At 49.3% G+C, this 14309-nt stretch carries 14 protein-coding genes and 3 tRNA genes; 4 read left to right on the top strand and 13 right to left on the bottom strand.

The genetic code is table 11. The features are described 5' to 3' along the window. The 10 genes from dut to ybaK all read right to left on the bottom strand — a co-directional run bounded on the left by dut (window position 1) and on the right by ybaK (window position 10945). Window positions 1-453, bottom strand: coding sequence for a dUTP diphosphatase (gene dut, locus KAH19_RS09295; protein ID WP_210684366.1), 453 nt, complete (start codon window positions 451-453; stop codon window positions 1-3). Between the two features lie 235 nt (window positions 454-688). Continuing rightward, window positions 689-2776: a polyribonucleotide nucleotidyltransferase gene (locus tag KAH19_RS09290; RefSeq protein ID WP_210684365.1), complete on the bottom strand. Its 2088-nt coding sequence runs from the start codon at window positions 2774-2776 to the stop codon at window positions 689-691. 187 nt (window positions 2777-2963) lie between these two features. Beyond that, window positions 2964-3362, bottom strand: a complete 399-nt coding sequence (locus KAH19_RS09285; protein ID WP_210684364.1) for a hypothetical protein — start codon at window positions 3360-3362, stop codon at window positions 2964-2966. A gap of 16 nt (window positions 3363-3378) precedes the next feature. Continuing rightward, window positions 3379-4923 carry a hypothetical protein gene (locus tag KAH19_RS09280; RefSeq protein WP_210684363.1) on the bottom strand — a complete coding sequence of 515 codons (1545 nt, stop codon included), beginning with the start codon at window positions 4921-4923 and terminating at the stop codon, window positions 3379-3381. Window positions 4924-4975: 52 nt separating this feature from the next. Continuing rightward, entirely contained in the window at window positions 4976-5419 is a 444-nt protein-coding gene (gene larC / locus KAH19_RS11000) for a nickel insertion protein (protein WP_210684362.1), read from the bottom strand. Between the two features lie 11 nt (window positions 5420-5430). Continuing rightward, window positions 5431-6399 carry a LarC family nickel insertion protein gene (locus KAH19_RS10995; RefSeq protein WP_256437802.1) on the bottom strand — a complete coding sequence of 323 codons (969 nt, stop codon included), beginning with the start codon at window positions 6397-6399 and terminating at the stop codon, window positions 5431-5433. A gap of 70 nt (window positions 6400-6469) precedes the next feature. Continuing rightward, a complete protein-coding gene (gene larE, locus KAH19_RS09265; protein WP_210684361.1) occupies window positions 6470-7303 on the bottom strand; it encodes an ATP-dependent sacrificial sulfur transferase LarE in 834 nt (277 codons plus the stop codon). 630 nt (window positions 7304-7933) lie between these two features. Continuing rightward, on the bottom strand, window positions 7934-8677 hold the full coding sequence (larB, locus tag KAH19_RS09260; RefSeq protein ID WP_210684360.1) for a nickel pincer cofactor biosynthesis protein LarB: 744 nt from the start codon (window positions 8675-8677) through the stop codon (window positions 7934-7936). A 135-nt stretch (window positions 8678-8812) separates the two neighbouring features. Further along, window positions 8813-10303 (bottom strand): threonine synthase, encoded by a 1491-nt coding sequence (gene thrC, locus KAH19_RS09255; RefSeq protein WP_210684359.1) that lies wholly within the window; start codon window positions 10301-10303, stop codon window positions 8813-8815. A gap of 156 nt (window positions 10304-10459) precedes the next feature. Then, entirely contained in the window at window positions 10460-10945 is a 486-nt protein-coding gene (gene ybaK / locus KAH19_RS09250; protein WP_210684358.1) for a Cys-tRNA(Pro) deacylase, read from the bottom strand. Window positions 10946-11042: 97 nt separating this feature from the next. Here ybaK and nadE point away from each other — a divergent pair, with 97 nt between their 5' ends. The 4 genes from nadE to KAH19_RS09230 all read left to right on the top strand — a co-directional run bounded on the left by nadE (window position 11043) and on the right by KAH19_RS09230 (window position 13293). Beyond that, complete coding sequence (nadE, locus tag KAH19_RS09245) at window positions 11043-12935, top strand: NAD(+) synthase (protein WP_210684357.1); 1893 nt, start codon at window positions 11043-11045, stop codon at window positions 12933-12935. 120 nt (window positions 12936-13055) lie between these two features. Further along, a tRNA-Pro gene (locus tag KAH19_RS09240) sits at window positions 13056-13132 on the top strand. A gap of 1 nt (window position 13133) precedes the next feature. Beyond that, window positions 13134-13207, top strand: a tRNA-Gly gene (locus tag KAH19_RS09235). 9 nt (window positions 13208-13216) lie between these two features. Beyond that, a tRNA-Arg gene (locus tag KAH19_RS09230) sits at window positions 13217-13293 on the top strand. A gap of 79 nt (window positions 13294-13372) precedes the next feature. Here KAH19_RS09230 and KAH19_RS09225 read toward each other — a convergent pair. From KAH19_RS09225 to KAH19_RS09215, 3 genes are all read right to left on the bottom strand, one after another. Further along, the gene (locus KAH19_RS09225; protein ID WP_210684356.1) at window positions 13373-13564 is read right to left on the bottom strand and encodes a hypothetical protein; all 192 of its coding nucleotides are present in this window, start codon (window positions 13562-13564) and stop codon (window positions 13373-13375) included. Between the two features lies 1 nt (window position 13565). Next, window positions 13566-13859, bottom strand: coding sequence for a polymorphic toxin type 50 domain-containing protein (locus KAH19_RS09220; protein ID WP_256437815.1), 294 nt, complete (start codon window positions 13857-13859; stop codon window positions 13566-13568). 63 nt (window positions 13860-13922) lie between these two features. Then, window positions 13923-14138, bottom strand: coding sequence for a hypothetical protein (locus KAH19_RS09215; protein WP_210684354.1), 216 nt, complete (start codon window positions 14136-14138; stop codon window positions 13923-13925). Between the last annotated feature and the right edge of the window lie 171 nt (window positions 14139-14309).

Raw genomic sequence — 14309 nt, 5'->3', positions numbered from 1 at the left:
TTATTTGCCTGTGCTGCCGAAGCCACCGCCACGGACTGCTTTTTCTACCTTATCATCATCATCAACAGTCAGATAGTTGTAGAAAATGCCCTGCGCAATGCGTTCACCCTGCGGAATCGTCACTGCCTCGGTACCCATATTCAGCAGTGCCACCATAATATGACCTTCATTATCAGCATTATTATAATAATCGGCATCAATAATACCGACATTATTCACCAGCATCAGATGCTTCTTCACCGCCATGCTGCTGCGGATATGCAGGCCCAAGAACTCGCCTGTCTGCATATAGGCCTTCACACCGGTAGGCACCAGCACCAGCTTGCCCGGCTCCAGCACAACCTTCTCGGCAGCGCTGATATCATAACCGGCACTGAACTGCGTCTTGCGCTCCGGCATCGGGAACTCAACATCCATATACTTGGCAACCTTTTCAAAGCCTCGTGTTTTCATTAGTAAACCTCCTATTCTATAACCCCCTTCCGCCTCGCTATGCTCGGCACCTTCCCCAAGGGGCAGGCAAGAGGGTTCGTCAAAAACCAAGCATGAGTAAGTTGTATATCGTACAGCGAATAAAATTTTTTTCTGAGCGAAATGACATATCACTTACGATACTAACAACATCATACACATTCCAATCTACAAAAAAGAGCTGTCACAAAAGCGACAGCTCTTTTAAATTCACAAATTATTTTTGCACGCTCTTCATCAGAACAGCCTTGCGGGACAGGTTAATGCGGCCCTTGTTGTCGATTTCGGTAACCTTAACAACAATTTCATCGCCAACACTTACAACATCCTCAACCTTTTCTACATGCTCGGTAGACAGCTGAGAAATATGTACCAGACCTTCCTTGCCCGGCAGAATCTCAACGAAAGCACCGAAGTTCATCAGACGGGTAACCTTACCGGTATAAACCTTGCCAACCTCAGCTTCGGCAGTAATGCCTTCGATCATCTCGATAGCCTTATTAGCAGCCTCGGTGTTAACAGCAGCGATAAATACGCGACCGGTATCATCGATATCAATCTTAGCGCCGGTTTCGTCAACAATCTTCTTGATCATCTTGCCGCCAGGTCCGATAACCTTAGCAATCTTATCAGGATCTACATGGATAGTAGTAATCTTCGGAGCATATTTGGACAGCTCTTTGCGCGGTTCGCTGATGCATTCCATCATTTTGCCCATGATGAACTCACGGCCGCGTTTAGCCTGTGCCAAAGCCTGAGTGAAGATATCCTTGTTGATACCGTCAATCTTAATATCCATCTGGATAGCAGTAATACCTTTTTCAGTACCTGCAACCTTGAAGTCCATATCGCCCAGAGCATCCTCCAGACCTTGGATATCAGTCAGAATAGTGAAGTATTCGCCATCCTTAACAAGGCCCATAGCAACGCCGGCAACAGGAGCCTTAATCGGAACGCCTGCATCCATCAGGGACAGGGTGCTTGCGCAAACAGAGCCCATGGAGGAAGAACCGTTGGATTCCAGAACCTCGGATACCAGACGGATTGCATACGGGAACTCCTCTTCAGAAGGAATAACCGGACGCAGAGCACGCTCAGCCAGAGCACCGTGACCGATTTCACGACGGCCGGGGCTGCGCAGCGGTTTAGTTTCGCCTACGCTGTACGGTGGGAAGTTGTAGTGATGGATATAACGCTTGGTTTCCTCAGCGCCAAGACCATCAAGAATCTGTGCTTCACGCAGCGGAGCCAGAGCCAGAACGTTCAAAATCTGAGTCTGACCACGGGTGAACAGAGAGCTGCCATGCGGACGAGCCAGCAGGCCAACCTCGCAGCTTACCGGACGTACTTCGTCTAATTGACGGCCGTCAGGACGAATCTTATCTACAGAGATAGTGCGGCGAACGATTTTCTTAACCAGCTTTTGGGTGATGTAAGCAACGTCTTTAGCATTATCAGGATATTTCTCCAGGAATACTTCAGCGATTTCAGCTTTAACCTTAGCAACGTTTTCTTCGCGCTCCAGTTTGTTAGCATCCATCAGAGCATCTTTGAGCTTTTGAGCACCGTATTCTTCGATTTCCGCAACCATTTCTTCAGGCGGAGCGTAGAACGGAACTTCCATTTTCTCTTTACCGATTTCAGCAACGATTTTCTCCTGGAACTCAACGAGTTGTTTGATTACGCCATGACCGAACCAGATAGCGTCCAGCATGGTTTCTTCGGAAACTTCGTTAGCACCTGCTTCTACCATCAGGATAGCATCTTTGGTGCCGGCAACAGCCAAGTTCAGTTGACTGATTTTAGCCTGTTCAACAGTCGGGTTGATGATGAATTCACCATCAATCAGACCTACGCGCACACCGGCGATAGGACCTTCAAACGGAATATCGGAAATAGACAGTGCGCAGGATGCACCGATCATAGCGGGCATATCCGGAGCATTGTCGGGATCAACGGAAACAGCGGTAGCAACGATTTGTACATCGTTGTGGTAGCCTTCCGGGAACATCGGGCGAATCGGGCGGTCAATCAGACGGCTGGTCAGGATAGCCTGCTCAGACGGACGGCCTTCGCGTTTAATAAAGCCACCGGGGATTTTACCTACGGCGTACATTTTTTCTTCAAAATCAACAGTCAAAGGGAAGAAGTCTACACCCTCACGCGGGGTTTTGGTGCCGGTAACGGCAACTACTACGGCGGTATCGCCATAACGAACTAATACAGCGCCATTAGCTTGTTTTGCAATCTTGCCGGCTTCAATAGTAAGAGTTCTGCCGCCAAGATCCATGCTGTAACTATGCATATCTTATGCCTCCTATTCTTTTCACACATTGTGTACCTGCATATTATTCGCCGTCAATCAGAAAAATCCTCTATATTTTTACGGCTTTTTAAAATTTTTTTGAAAAAATTTCTACAACAGACGAAAACAACCGGCAGCTCTGCCCAAGGCAACACTGCCGGCCGTCAGAAATACATTTTTTAAGCCATTAAAAGCCCATAAAAAGGCGCATGATAAACAAAACAACTGCGCCCACAGCGGCAAAGACAATAAACGTCGGCAGCAGGAAGAAGATAACTGCCACAATGCCGCACAAAATCAGAAAGGTAATCAGAATGCCGCTGCCACAGCCAAAGGTATGTACCTTGATATTCGGCGGCACCTGCTGCTGTCTTTCATTGTAAGCATCAGCGCCGCTGTCATATACAGCGCCTTCCCGGGCACTTTTATTTTCCTCTGTGCCTGCGCTCTCGTCTATAGTCACGCCCTCAAAGGTATCGCGCTCCTCCGGACTGAGCACCTGCGCATCAATCTTGAACTGATAATGGCAGTACGGACATTCCACTGTGCCGGGAGCAACCTCGTGGCCACAAAAATCACATTTCATATTCGGGTGCCTCCTCTCACTGCAGCAGCATCAGCAGCAAACCCTCTTCGTTAACGTAACGCGGGTCATGCGCCTCCAGCTGCAAGGTTTCATTTAGCATATCTATCATCTGCTTCAGCTTTGCATGGTCGGTAGCACGGCACATAGCAAAAACCTGCTTTTCCGTAAAGGTATAAACATCATTCAGCTTCACAAAGCAGTACATAACAGCTGCCGTCCAATGCTCAAAATCAGCGTCTGTATTATCAGGCAAAGCATTGCCACGAAGCATAAAATCGCTCCACATGGTACGCATCAGCTGTATATCATAGGCAGAAAAAAGGCCTGTTCCTCTAAGAGATTCCAGCATAGCCGAGGTCTTGTCCACAAGCAGCGCCGCCGGCTGATAATCGCTGATCTGCGTGCTGAAATTAAAGCCTTCCATACGCACATAGATGGCATACAAAACAGAAATATGGCGTACGAACATCGGATTACGGTTGATGAACTCCTCCCAGCTCATCTCGCCGCTTTGGCGCACGGCAAACCAGTCTTTCGCCGCACTGACAACCTCGAAAAAGCGCTTACGCGAGGTTTGCGACATCACCAGTCCGCGCAGGAAGTTCATCACCATAGTATTTTCATAAAAAATATGGCCCATGAAAATATAGCCTTCCGTGTCAATATTATCATCTACCGGCAGCATCAGCGTATATTTTTCATTGGTGAAAATATTTCTGCAGACATACATTCCCTCCTCCGTGCGTCTTTGCACATCAAAGAGAACCAGCTTTGCCTTAATCAGCTCATTCAAAATATCAACAGAGGTATCCATCTCTGAAGCGTCACGGCAGATTACATCACGGTAATGCTGTAGCGGCGTTTTGTCATCTTCAAGCAGACGATAATCAAAAAGAAAATAATCCCAGAAGGTCTGTGAGTATTCCTCCGTGCCCGGCTTTTCCTGAACCGTACCATTCTGGAAAATACCGCCGAAAAGGAAATCGGCCCGCTCCAGATCGCGGCGGAACTGCTTCTGCGTATAGTAGCTTTGCACATCATCCAGCAGATTCTGCATCCTCTCGCCGATGTTCAAGTACACCTTCGTCGGCAAATCCGGCGTAGAATACACATTGTAGCGGTCATGCCCGGGTAAAAAGCTGCCATCCTTGCCGACAATCTGCAGTTTTCCGTCAACCAGCAGCTTGGCTTTGGCTTCGGCAGGCGCATTATCACGGGTAATAATGCGTTTCTTTTTCATATATGTATAAAACTCCTGCATAACATCCAGGAAATGTGCGATATTGCTCTCCGTTGCCGGGAAACCGGAAACATTGCGGCAGCACCAGCCTACGCAGTCAATAAAATCCTCACGCGACATATCACCGAGAAAATTCTCGGAATTGCCAAGGTAAATACAAAGAATCGTAATATAATCCCAAATCTTGACCAGCTCGCCGTCCTTGGCTCCCTGCCATGTTTTATAGCGCAGGAAATCTTCAGCACAAGCTTGCTGCAGTACCGAATTCCATTCTTCATCCTGTGTATAAAATTCTTCTATCAAATCGAAAACATTAGTCATTTTTTCTCCATTCTCTGACGTATTATGGAGATATTATACCACACTTTTGTGGCTAATTTATGTTTTTTTGCGCCAGCTGTGCCGCCAGATAGATATCCTGCAGCGGCACTCCCTGCTCCTGCGCCAGTTTGGCAGCGCTGTCATATTCCACATAACAGCGTTCGCCGTTCTCCAGCAGGCAGCGCTTCACCGCCACATCACCGTAAGCAGTGTGCACTACATCCCTGCGACGCGGCAGCACAGTGCGCTCCAGACGCGCACGACGGATGCCGATGGTTGTCGTTTCCGCAAAAATCAGCACTTCCAGCTTCGCTCTGTCCTCCTCGCGGCAGATAACAGTAAGCTCCCACGCCGGACGGCTCTTCTTCATAAACACCGGCTGATAATGCGCATCCAGCGCACCTGCCGCCAGCAGGCGCTCCAGCGTGTAGCCCAAAAGCTCGCCGCTGCAGTCATCAATATCAGACTGCAGCTGGCAGATGCAATCTGTCTGCAAAGCATTGCTATTTACAGAGTTTTTTTTTGCGCGTTATCCTCAATCAGCAGCGCACGCAGAATGCTGGGGCGCTCATACTGACGCTTGCCTGCACCCAGACCAATGCCCAGAATCTTAAAGCTCTGCGGCAGCTCGTCCGTAGTCATCAGCGCAGCAGCGGCAGCAGCACCGGTCGGTGTAACGAACTCGCCCTGCACCGGCAGCAAGCGTACATTAAAGCCAAAGCGTTGCATAATATTAGCTGTTGCCGGAACAGGCACCGGCAGCACGCCATGCTGGCAGCGGACAGTACCGCGGCCCTCGCACAGCTCCGGCACAATTACGTTTTCAACACCAAGACTATCGGCACACACAGCAATCGCCACAATATCAACGATGGAATCAATCGCACCAACCTCGTGGAAATGCACTGCATTCTTCTCCACTGCATGTGCCTTTGCCTCGGCATCCGCAATAATATCAAAAATCTTCAGTGCCAGTTCCTTGGCTGCAGCACTCATATCCGTAGCATCAATAATCGCAATAACCTCTTGCAGACCGCGGTGCTCATGGTGATGATGATGCTCATACGGTACATGGCTGTGTTCATGTTCGTGACAATGCTCATGGTCATGATCATGATGATGTTCATGCTCGTGCTCATGTTCATGGTCATGATGATGTTCGTGTTCGTGCTCATGCTCGTGGTCATGATGATGTTCGTGTTCATGCTCGTGGCTATGCACTACAGCATCACCATTGCCATGCAAAAAGGCCATATCATGGTCATGATTAGCATGCTCCTCGTCTAAAATAACATCAAAATCACAGCAGTCAACGCCTGCCTTAGACACTCTGCTGATTTTATACTCAAAGCCCTTTGCAGGAATACTCTGCAGAGCCTTATCAAGCGCCTCTTTGTCCGCGCCCAAATCCAAAAGTGCTGCTACCAGCATATCGCCGCTGATGCCGGCATTACATTCCAAATATAAGCTTTTCATAAATCTTCCTCCTAATTTGAAGCCTGCATACTTGTAGCAGGCTAATGCTAAAATTCGCTGTAAGTACAAATTAATCCTGCTTTAAAGTTTCATTCATGCTGCCTGTACGATAGCCCTGTAAATCAAGTGCCACATAAGCAAAGCCTGCAGCCTTCAATCCTTTGTAAATCGTACTGCGCATCGGCTCAGCCACCGCCTGCTCCAGCTGCTCTGGCAACAGCTCAACCCGCGCCAGGCTACCATGCACACGCACACGGAACTGCTTAAAGCCCAGCTCCCACAAAAGCTGCTCCGCCTTATCCACCGCCGCCAGTTTCTGCGCCGTGATACGCTCACCGTAAACAAAGCGCGAAGCAAGACAAGCAAATGACGGCTTATCCCAAGTCGGCAGCTGCAGCTTGTGCGACAGCAGGCGGATTTCCGCCTTTGTCAGCTCTGCAGTGCGCAGTGGGCTCTGCACTTTCAGCTCAGCCAAAGCCCTCAGACCGGGGCGGTAATCGCCCAAATCATCCATATTCGAACCTTCGCAAAGCACAGCACCGTTTTCCTGTGCCATGCGCAGAAAATTACTGAACAGCGTTTTTTTGCAGATATAGCAGCGGTCCGGCGGATTTTCAGCAAACCCCGGCACCTGCAGCTCATCAAAATCAAAGTAAAGATGACGGATTCCCTGCTTTCGACAGAACTCCTCCGCCTCCGCTATATCACGCTGAGGCACAACGCCCGAACGCGCCGTCACAGCAAGCGCCTTATCTCCCAACGTCAAATGCGCCGCCTGCAGCAAAAACGTCGAATCAACGCCGCCGCTGAACGCAACCAGCACACTGCCCAAGCGCCGCAGCTCCTGCTGCAGCACGGCAAACTTGGCTTCCGCCTGTATTTCTAAATCTTTATCTTTTGGCATATTTTTCTCCCTCATAACAAATTAAAGACATAGCTTGATTTTCCCCATTCCGCCTCGCTTCTCTCGGCACCTTCCCTATACTAAGACCCATTTTTCATAAAATGAAAAATGCTGGTCGTGTTATACTCGAAGAGTGCGAGGGGCAGGCAAGAAGGTTAAGCTAAAGCTTACACAAGCAATTAATATATTGCAGAGCACAACCCTCAGTCATCGCCTACGGCGATGCCAGCTCCCTTGCAGGGAGCATATAAAGTTAAGCAGATTTGCGAAGTTTAGCCTTCCGCAGGTCTGAGATATCTTCCCTGAAAGGGAAGGTGGATGCGAGCTTTAGCGAGCAGACGGAAGGGTTGCAACGCGATATATCAATTGCGACGCACAGCCCCCTTCCGCCTCGCTTCGCTCGGCACCTTCCCCAAGGGGCAGGCAAGAAGGTTAAGCTAAAGCTTACACAAGCAATTAATATATTGCAGGGCACAACCCTCAGTCATCGCCTGCGGCGATGCCAGCTCCCTTGCAGGGAGCATATAAAGTTAAGCAGATTTGCGAAGTTTAGCCTTCCACAGGTCTGATATATCTTCCCTGAAAGGGAATGTGGCTGCGAGCTTTGCGAGCAGACGGAAGGATTGCCCCTCACTTACACGCCAGCCTGTTAATCTGCGTCGCAATAATACCCGCACCATATCCATTATCAATATTCACAACCGAAACACAGTTAGCGCAGGAATTAATCATCGTCAGCAACGCGCTCAGCCCATGAAAGCTCGCACCGTAGCCGACAGAAGTCGGCACCGCAATCACCGGATTACGCACAAGGCCGCCGATAACGCTCGCCAGCGCGCCCTCCATACCTGCAGCCGTCACCACACAATTCGCCTGCTGCAGCAAATCAACCTTATCCAAAAGACGGTGAATACCGCTCACGCCAACATCATAAAGCCTCTCCACATGCGTCCTGAAAAACTCCGCCGTCTGCGCCGCCTCCTCCGCTACAGGAATATCGGCAGTACCCGCAGTACACACAACAACACAGCCGCAGCGCTCCTTATCCGGGCGTTCCTGCTTCAACGTCCGCGCCACCGGGTCATAAACAATATCAGGCAGCTGCCGCCGCACCAGCTCATACTGCTCCTGCGTTGCCCGCGTGCCGAACACCTCGCCCTGCTCCGCCAAAAGACGCTTATAAATCTCCGCCAAATACGCGTCAGGCTTACCGCTGCAGTAAACCACCTCCGCAAAGCCAGTACGCTGCTCACGCGAAGTATCAAGACGCGCATAATTCAAATTCTCGTACGCTTTACGATTAAAATAGCGCTCCGCCTCAGCCACCGACAGCTTGCCGCTGCGCACCTGTTCAAGTACACTCCTGGAGTCCACTTTATACCTCCTTTTATGACAAAGACTTAGTCCGCCGCCCGGCAGACTAAGTCTTGCATATATAAATATTAAATTTCGGTTATATTATAGCGGAAACATACCCGCAACGCAAGTATTCTCCGCATCAAGTTACAGTTAAACCAGGTTCTTCACAACCGCCAGCTCCATCTTGTCCGCAGGAATAACCTCGGAATGCAACACAGGCAGATTCTCCAATGCCAGCATACGCGGCGGAATCTCCGTACCGGTATCGGCATGCAGCTTCTGCAGCAGCTCAAAAGGATTGCTGCTCTGCGGCTGAGCATCATCAAGCGCTGCCAGCACGCTGTCGGCAAACTTATACGGACTTGCGGTAGACAGCACCACAGTATAGGTTTCATCACTGGTCAGGAAGCGATATTTTTCCATCGCACGCCAAGCAACGGCAGTATGCGTATCCATCAGATAATGATGATCATTATAGATACGGCCGATAGCCTCCTTCGTTTCCAGCTCATCAACCCAGGCACCGAAGAACTGGCTTTGAATCTGCTTCAGATCATCGCTATCAATCTCATAATGACCTTCGGTATTCAAACGCTTCATATAATCTGCCACACGCGCAGCATCATGCTCCGTCACGCTGTAAAGCAAACGCTCCAGATTACTGGAAACAAGAATATCCATAGAAGGAGAAACAGTCTTAAAGAACTCACGGCGTCTGTCATAAACACCGGTATTGATAAAATCAGTCAGCACGTTATTGCTGTTGGATGCACACAGCAGTCTGTCAATCGGCAAGCCCATCAGCTTAGCATAATAACCTGCCAGGATATCACCGAAGTTGCCGGTCGGGACAACAAAATTAATCGGGTCACCGGCAGTAATCTTACCTGCCTTCACAGCATCAACATAAGCGCTGAAGTAGTAAACAATCTGCGGCACCAGACGGCCCCAGTTAATAGAATTGGCCGAAGAGAAGGTATAGCCCTTTTTCTCCAGCTCATCACTGAGCGCAGTATTACCGAAGATTTCCTTCACGCCGCGCTGAGCATCATCAAAGTTACCCTCAATGCCAAAAACCTTCACGTTCTTGCCTGCCTGGGTAATCATCTGCTGCTTCTGGATATCACTTACACCCTCACTGGGGTAGAAAACAATAATCTGCGTACCAGGAACATCAGCAAAGCCCTCCAAAGCAGCCTTGCCGGTATCACCGGAGGTAGCAACCAGAATAACAACCTTATTCGTTTCACCGGTCTTTTGCATCGAACGTGTCAAAAGATGCGGCAAAAGCTGCAGTGCCATATCCTTAAAAGCAGACGTCGGGCCATGCCACAGCTCCAGCACACCGGTGTTATCATTTACCTGTACCAAAGGCACAGGATTATCACCGAATTTTTCCGGCGCGTAGGCAGCATTTACACATTCGCGCAGCTCGTCCTCGCTGAAATCAGTAAGATACTGTAGCAACACATCAACAGCACGCTCTGTATAAGGCTTGCGCTCCATCGCCTTTATATCGACCATACGCATCGCAGGAATATTCTGCGGTACAAACAATCCTCCATCCGCTGCCAAGCCACGGGTTATCGCGTGTGCAGCGGAAAACAAATCAGTTTTCCCTCTTGTACTAACATATAACATATATTCAACCTACTTTCCTCTTTAAATTTTGACGTCATACTGCCATCAGCGTTAACTATACGCCTTCAGGCCAGCACAGCCGTATTTCTTTCAAACACAATTGTGCAAATAGGTTATCAAGATTATAATAGCATATTTTATAGGAAGGAACAAGAGTTACTCTGCAAAAATCAGCGGTGCCACCGTTGCTGCCGTAGCGCGCTGCAAATCGGCAGGTGCTGCAATAATCTGCATACCGCGCTGACCGGCGCTGATTGCAATCTCCGGCCAATTATTGCTTGTCTCGTCCATATATACAGGATAGTTTTTTTTCGCGCCCAAGGGTGAACAGCCGCCGCGAATATAGCCTGTCAGCGGCAGCACCTCCTTCAGGTGCACCAGCTCGGCACGCTTATTGCCGCTGGCTCTGGCCAACGCTTTTAAATCAAGCTCGCCATCACCGGGAATCACGGCAAACATAATGCCGTTCTTGTCACCGCGCACTACCAGAGTTTTGAAAACCTGCGACGCAGGCATACCAACCTCCGCAGCAACATGCACAGCATCCAGATGCTCCTCGTCCACCGGATATTCCATAATACGGTATTCTATCTTCAGCTCGTCCAGACGGCGGGCTGCATTAGTTTTTTTGTTATGTTTCATAAGGAAAAACCCCCTCTAAGCTAGAGAAATTACTTCATCTCTGTTATAATAGCACTATAGTAATGTAAAATGCAAATAAAATTGTGAGGACAATAAATTGAAGCTGAAAATTATCTGCGGACAGCTGGAAATAACTCCCGGCCGTCCTGATGTAAACTATAAGAAAATCATTGACGCTATTGAAAAAGCACGTTGCCTTGAGGCCGATATCCTGCTTCTGCCCGAAATGGCACTGCCGGGTTATCTTATCGGTGACATCTGGGAGCAGCAGACCTTTTTGGATGACTGCGCCTATTATGCCGAAAAAATCGTCGCTGCCACCAAAAATATCTGCCTAATCTTCGGCAGCGTTGCCACCGAACCCGGTAAGCTCAACGAGGACGGACGCGTGCGCAAATACAACGCCGCCTTTGCCTGCCAAAACGGTAAATTGCTCGGCGGTTATCAGGGACGCAGCTTCTTCATCAAGACATCGCTGCCCAACTACCGCGAATTTGACGACTGCCGTCATTTTTACAGCCTGCAGAAGCTCTGCGCCGAAGAAGGTGCAAGCGTCAGCGAAGCACTGCAGCCTTTGGAAATCATCATCCGCGGCGCCACCCTGCGCATCGGCGTCATGCTGTGCGAGGACGGCTGGACGGAAAACTATCACCTGAACGTACCGCAAACATTGGCAGCTAACGGAGCACAGCTTTTATGCAACCTTTCCTGCTCACCCTATACGCTGGGCAAAAACCGTAAGCGCAACCGCCTTTTCAGTGCGCAGGCACGCACCGCAGGCATTCCGCTCATCTATTGCAACAACGTCGGCATTCAGAACAACGGCAAGAACATCTTCACCTACGACGGCTGCACTTCCGCCTATAACAGCGACGGCAGTCTGGTAACCTCTGCGCCCATGTATGCCGATATCTTTTTAGAATTCACCTGGGATACAGAAGCGAACCGCATCATTCCCACCTGTCCGCCGGCAGAGCTGCCACAGGAGCCGGAATCCGTATACCGCGCTCTGCGCTACGGCACCGCCAAATTCCTGCAGCAATGCGGCATCAAACGCATGACCGTCGGCCTTTCCGGCGGCATCGACAGCGCTGTAACCGCCGTCATGTATGCGGATATTTTGGGACCTGAGAACGTGCTGCTGCTCAATTTGCCTTCACGCTTCAACTCTGCTGCCACACGCAATAGCGCGCAGCAGCTGGCGCAGGCACTGGGCGCAAACTATGCCGTAATGCCCATCAGCGAAAACTATGAGCTGACAGTCAAGCAGCTGGAAGAAACTCCCATCACTCATCTGGCAGACGGCACAAACTTCAACCTGCAGCTCAGCGGACTCATTAAAGAAAATATTCAGGCCCGCGACCGCGGCGCACGCGTCATCGCCGCCGCATCAGCAGCCTTCGGCGGCGCCTTCAGCTGCAACTCCAACAAGGCAGAGCTGGCCATAGGCTACGCCACCTTCTATGGTGATATCTGCGGCGCCATGGCCATGATCGGTGACCTTTGGAAGCATCAGGTATATGCTTTGGGACGCTATCTTAACGAAGTGATTTACAAACGCGAGGTAATCCCCGAAGCTATCTTCAATATCCGTCCCAGCGCCGAGCTTTCGGATGCACAGACAGTAGGCAACGGTGGTGACCCGCTGGTTTACGGCTATCACGATTACCTGCTGCGTGCCTTCATCGAAAACTGGCACAAAACAACACCGGCAGACATCCTGCGCTGGTACAAGGCAGGCACGCTGGCCGCAGAGCTTGGCTGCTCGCAGGAAGCGATTGACGAAGCCTGTCCCGATGCCGCTGCGCTGATTGCCGATTTGGAGCGCTGGTGGAAACTGTTCGCCGGCTTTGCTGTTGCCAAACGCATTCAGGCACCACCGGTTTTGTCGCTCACCAAACGCGCCTTTGGCTATGACCATCGCGAAGCACAGCTTACGCCCTATTTCTCACGCGAATATTACGAGCTTAAGGAAAAACTGCTGAAATAAGCAATCTGTCAGGCAGAAGGAAAATATGATTTCAAATATTTTTCTTCTGCTTCATGATTAACAAAGTATATATTTTCTCTTGACATCTGTTTAATTAAATAGTATAATACCTTTTGTATTCGGGGTGTAGCGCAGTTTGGTAGCGCGCCTGCCTTGGGAGCAGGGTGTCGCAGGTTCGAATCCTGCCACTCCGACCATGCGGGTGTAGTTTAGTGGTAAAACCTCAGCCTTCCAAGCTGATGTTGTGGGTTCGATTCCCATCGCCCGCTCCAAGTTAATATGGTTCAGTAGCTCAGTTGGATAGAGCAACGGCCTTCTAAGCCGTGGGTCGGGGGTTCGAATCCCTCCTGGATCACCATGAGAGAAACCCCGCAACCATGCAGGTTGCGGGGAATTTTTGTGTGTAAAAAAAAAGCCCACAGCATGGCTATGAGCTTTTAAAGTATTTCAATTTCGGTAATTTCATGCTTAGCAATTTCAATAAGTACATTATTTTCATTTCTAATAATAATGCTTTCTTCTTCATCCTCTTCAATGGTCGGAATATAGTCAATAACGCGACCTTCAATCGCACCACCATCTAAGCACAAAATTTTAATTTTTTTCCCAAAAGTTTCTTTTAACTTCATATCATTCATCCTTTCTAGGATAAATATGACTACCAGTTTTAGAATAAACTATAACCGCTGCTTTAGTCCTCGTTTCTTTACCATTTTCATTATCTACATGAGCACCTATAATTTTATCACTAACAACCATTTCTTTATTTTTCCAATTACCATTGCTGTCAAAAACAGCCTCACCAGTAGTACTCAACTCATCAACTAACCGTTGAGCCTCTGCTAAATCACCGTCCAAATAGCTTCTTCCGTCAATATAGCCTCTACTACCCTTAATATGCATGTTTTGCTTGTCAGCATTAATGGTTTTAGAAATTTCGCCGAGCCTTAGCTTTTCTTTTATTATACCATTATCTTTATCAGCTTGCTATTTCTCATCAGCGTGAAACTGCAACATAAGTTCAAATACTCTGCTCTCCGCTTCCCGCAGCCCAGCATACCCACGCATATACTTGCGCCAATCCTTGCCGTCTTCCCAAGCCTTCAAGCCTTTACGCCTCAGCACCTGCGCCCTGCGTGATTCTGGCAAGCTATTCAGCCATTTGTCGCCTGCTTCCCGCACCTGGTCACGTTGCTGCTTCATATCAACCTCGCCTTCAATGACTTCCACGTAGCGGCATAAGCAATGCGGGTGTACCCGTAAAGGCGGCAGCGATTTTGTGCTTGGGAGAAGCAACGGAATACTTGACTTCATGATTGTTTGATGATACAGTATCATTTATAGAAGCAGTATTACCACTACCGGTTTTGGACG

Source organism: Phascolarctobacterium sp. Marseille-Q4147 (assembly GCF_017968825.1).
Taxonomy (GTDB): Bacteria; Bacillota; Negativicutes; order Acidaminococcales; family Acidaminococcaceae; genus Phascolarctobacterium_A.
This window is presented reverse-complemented; position numbering and strand designations above follow the sequence as displayed.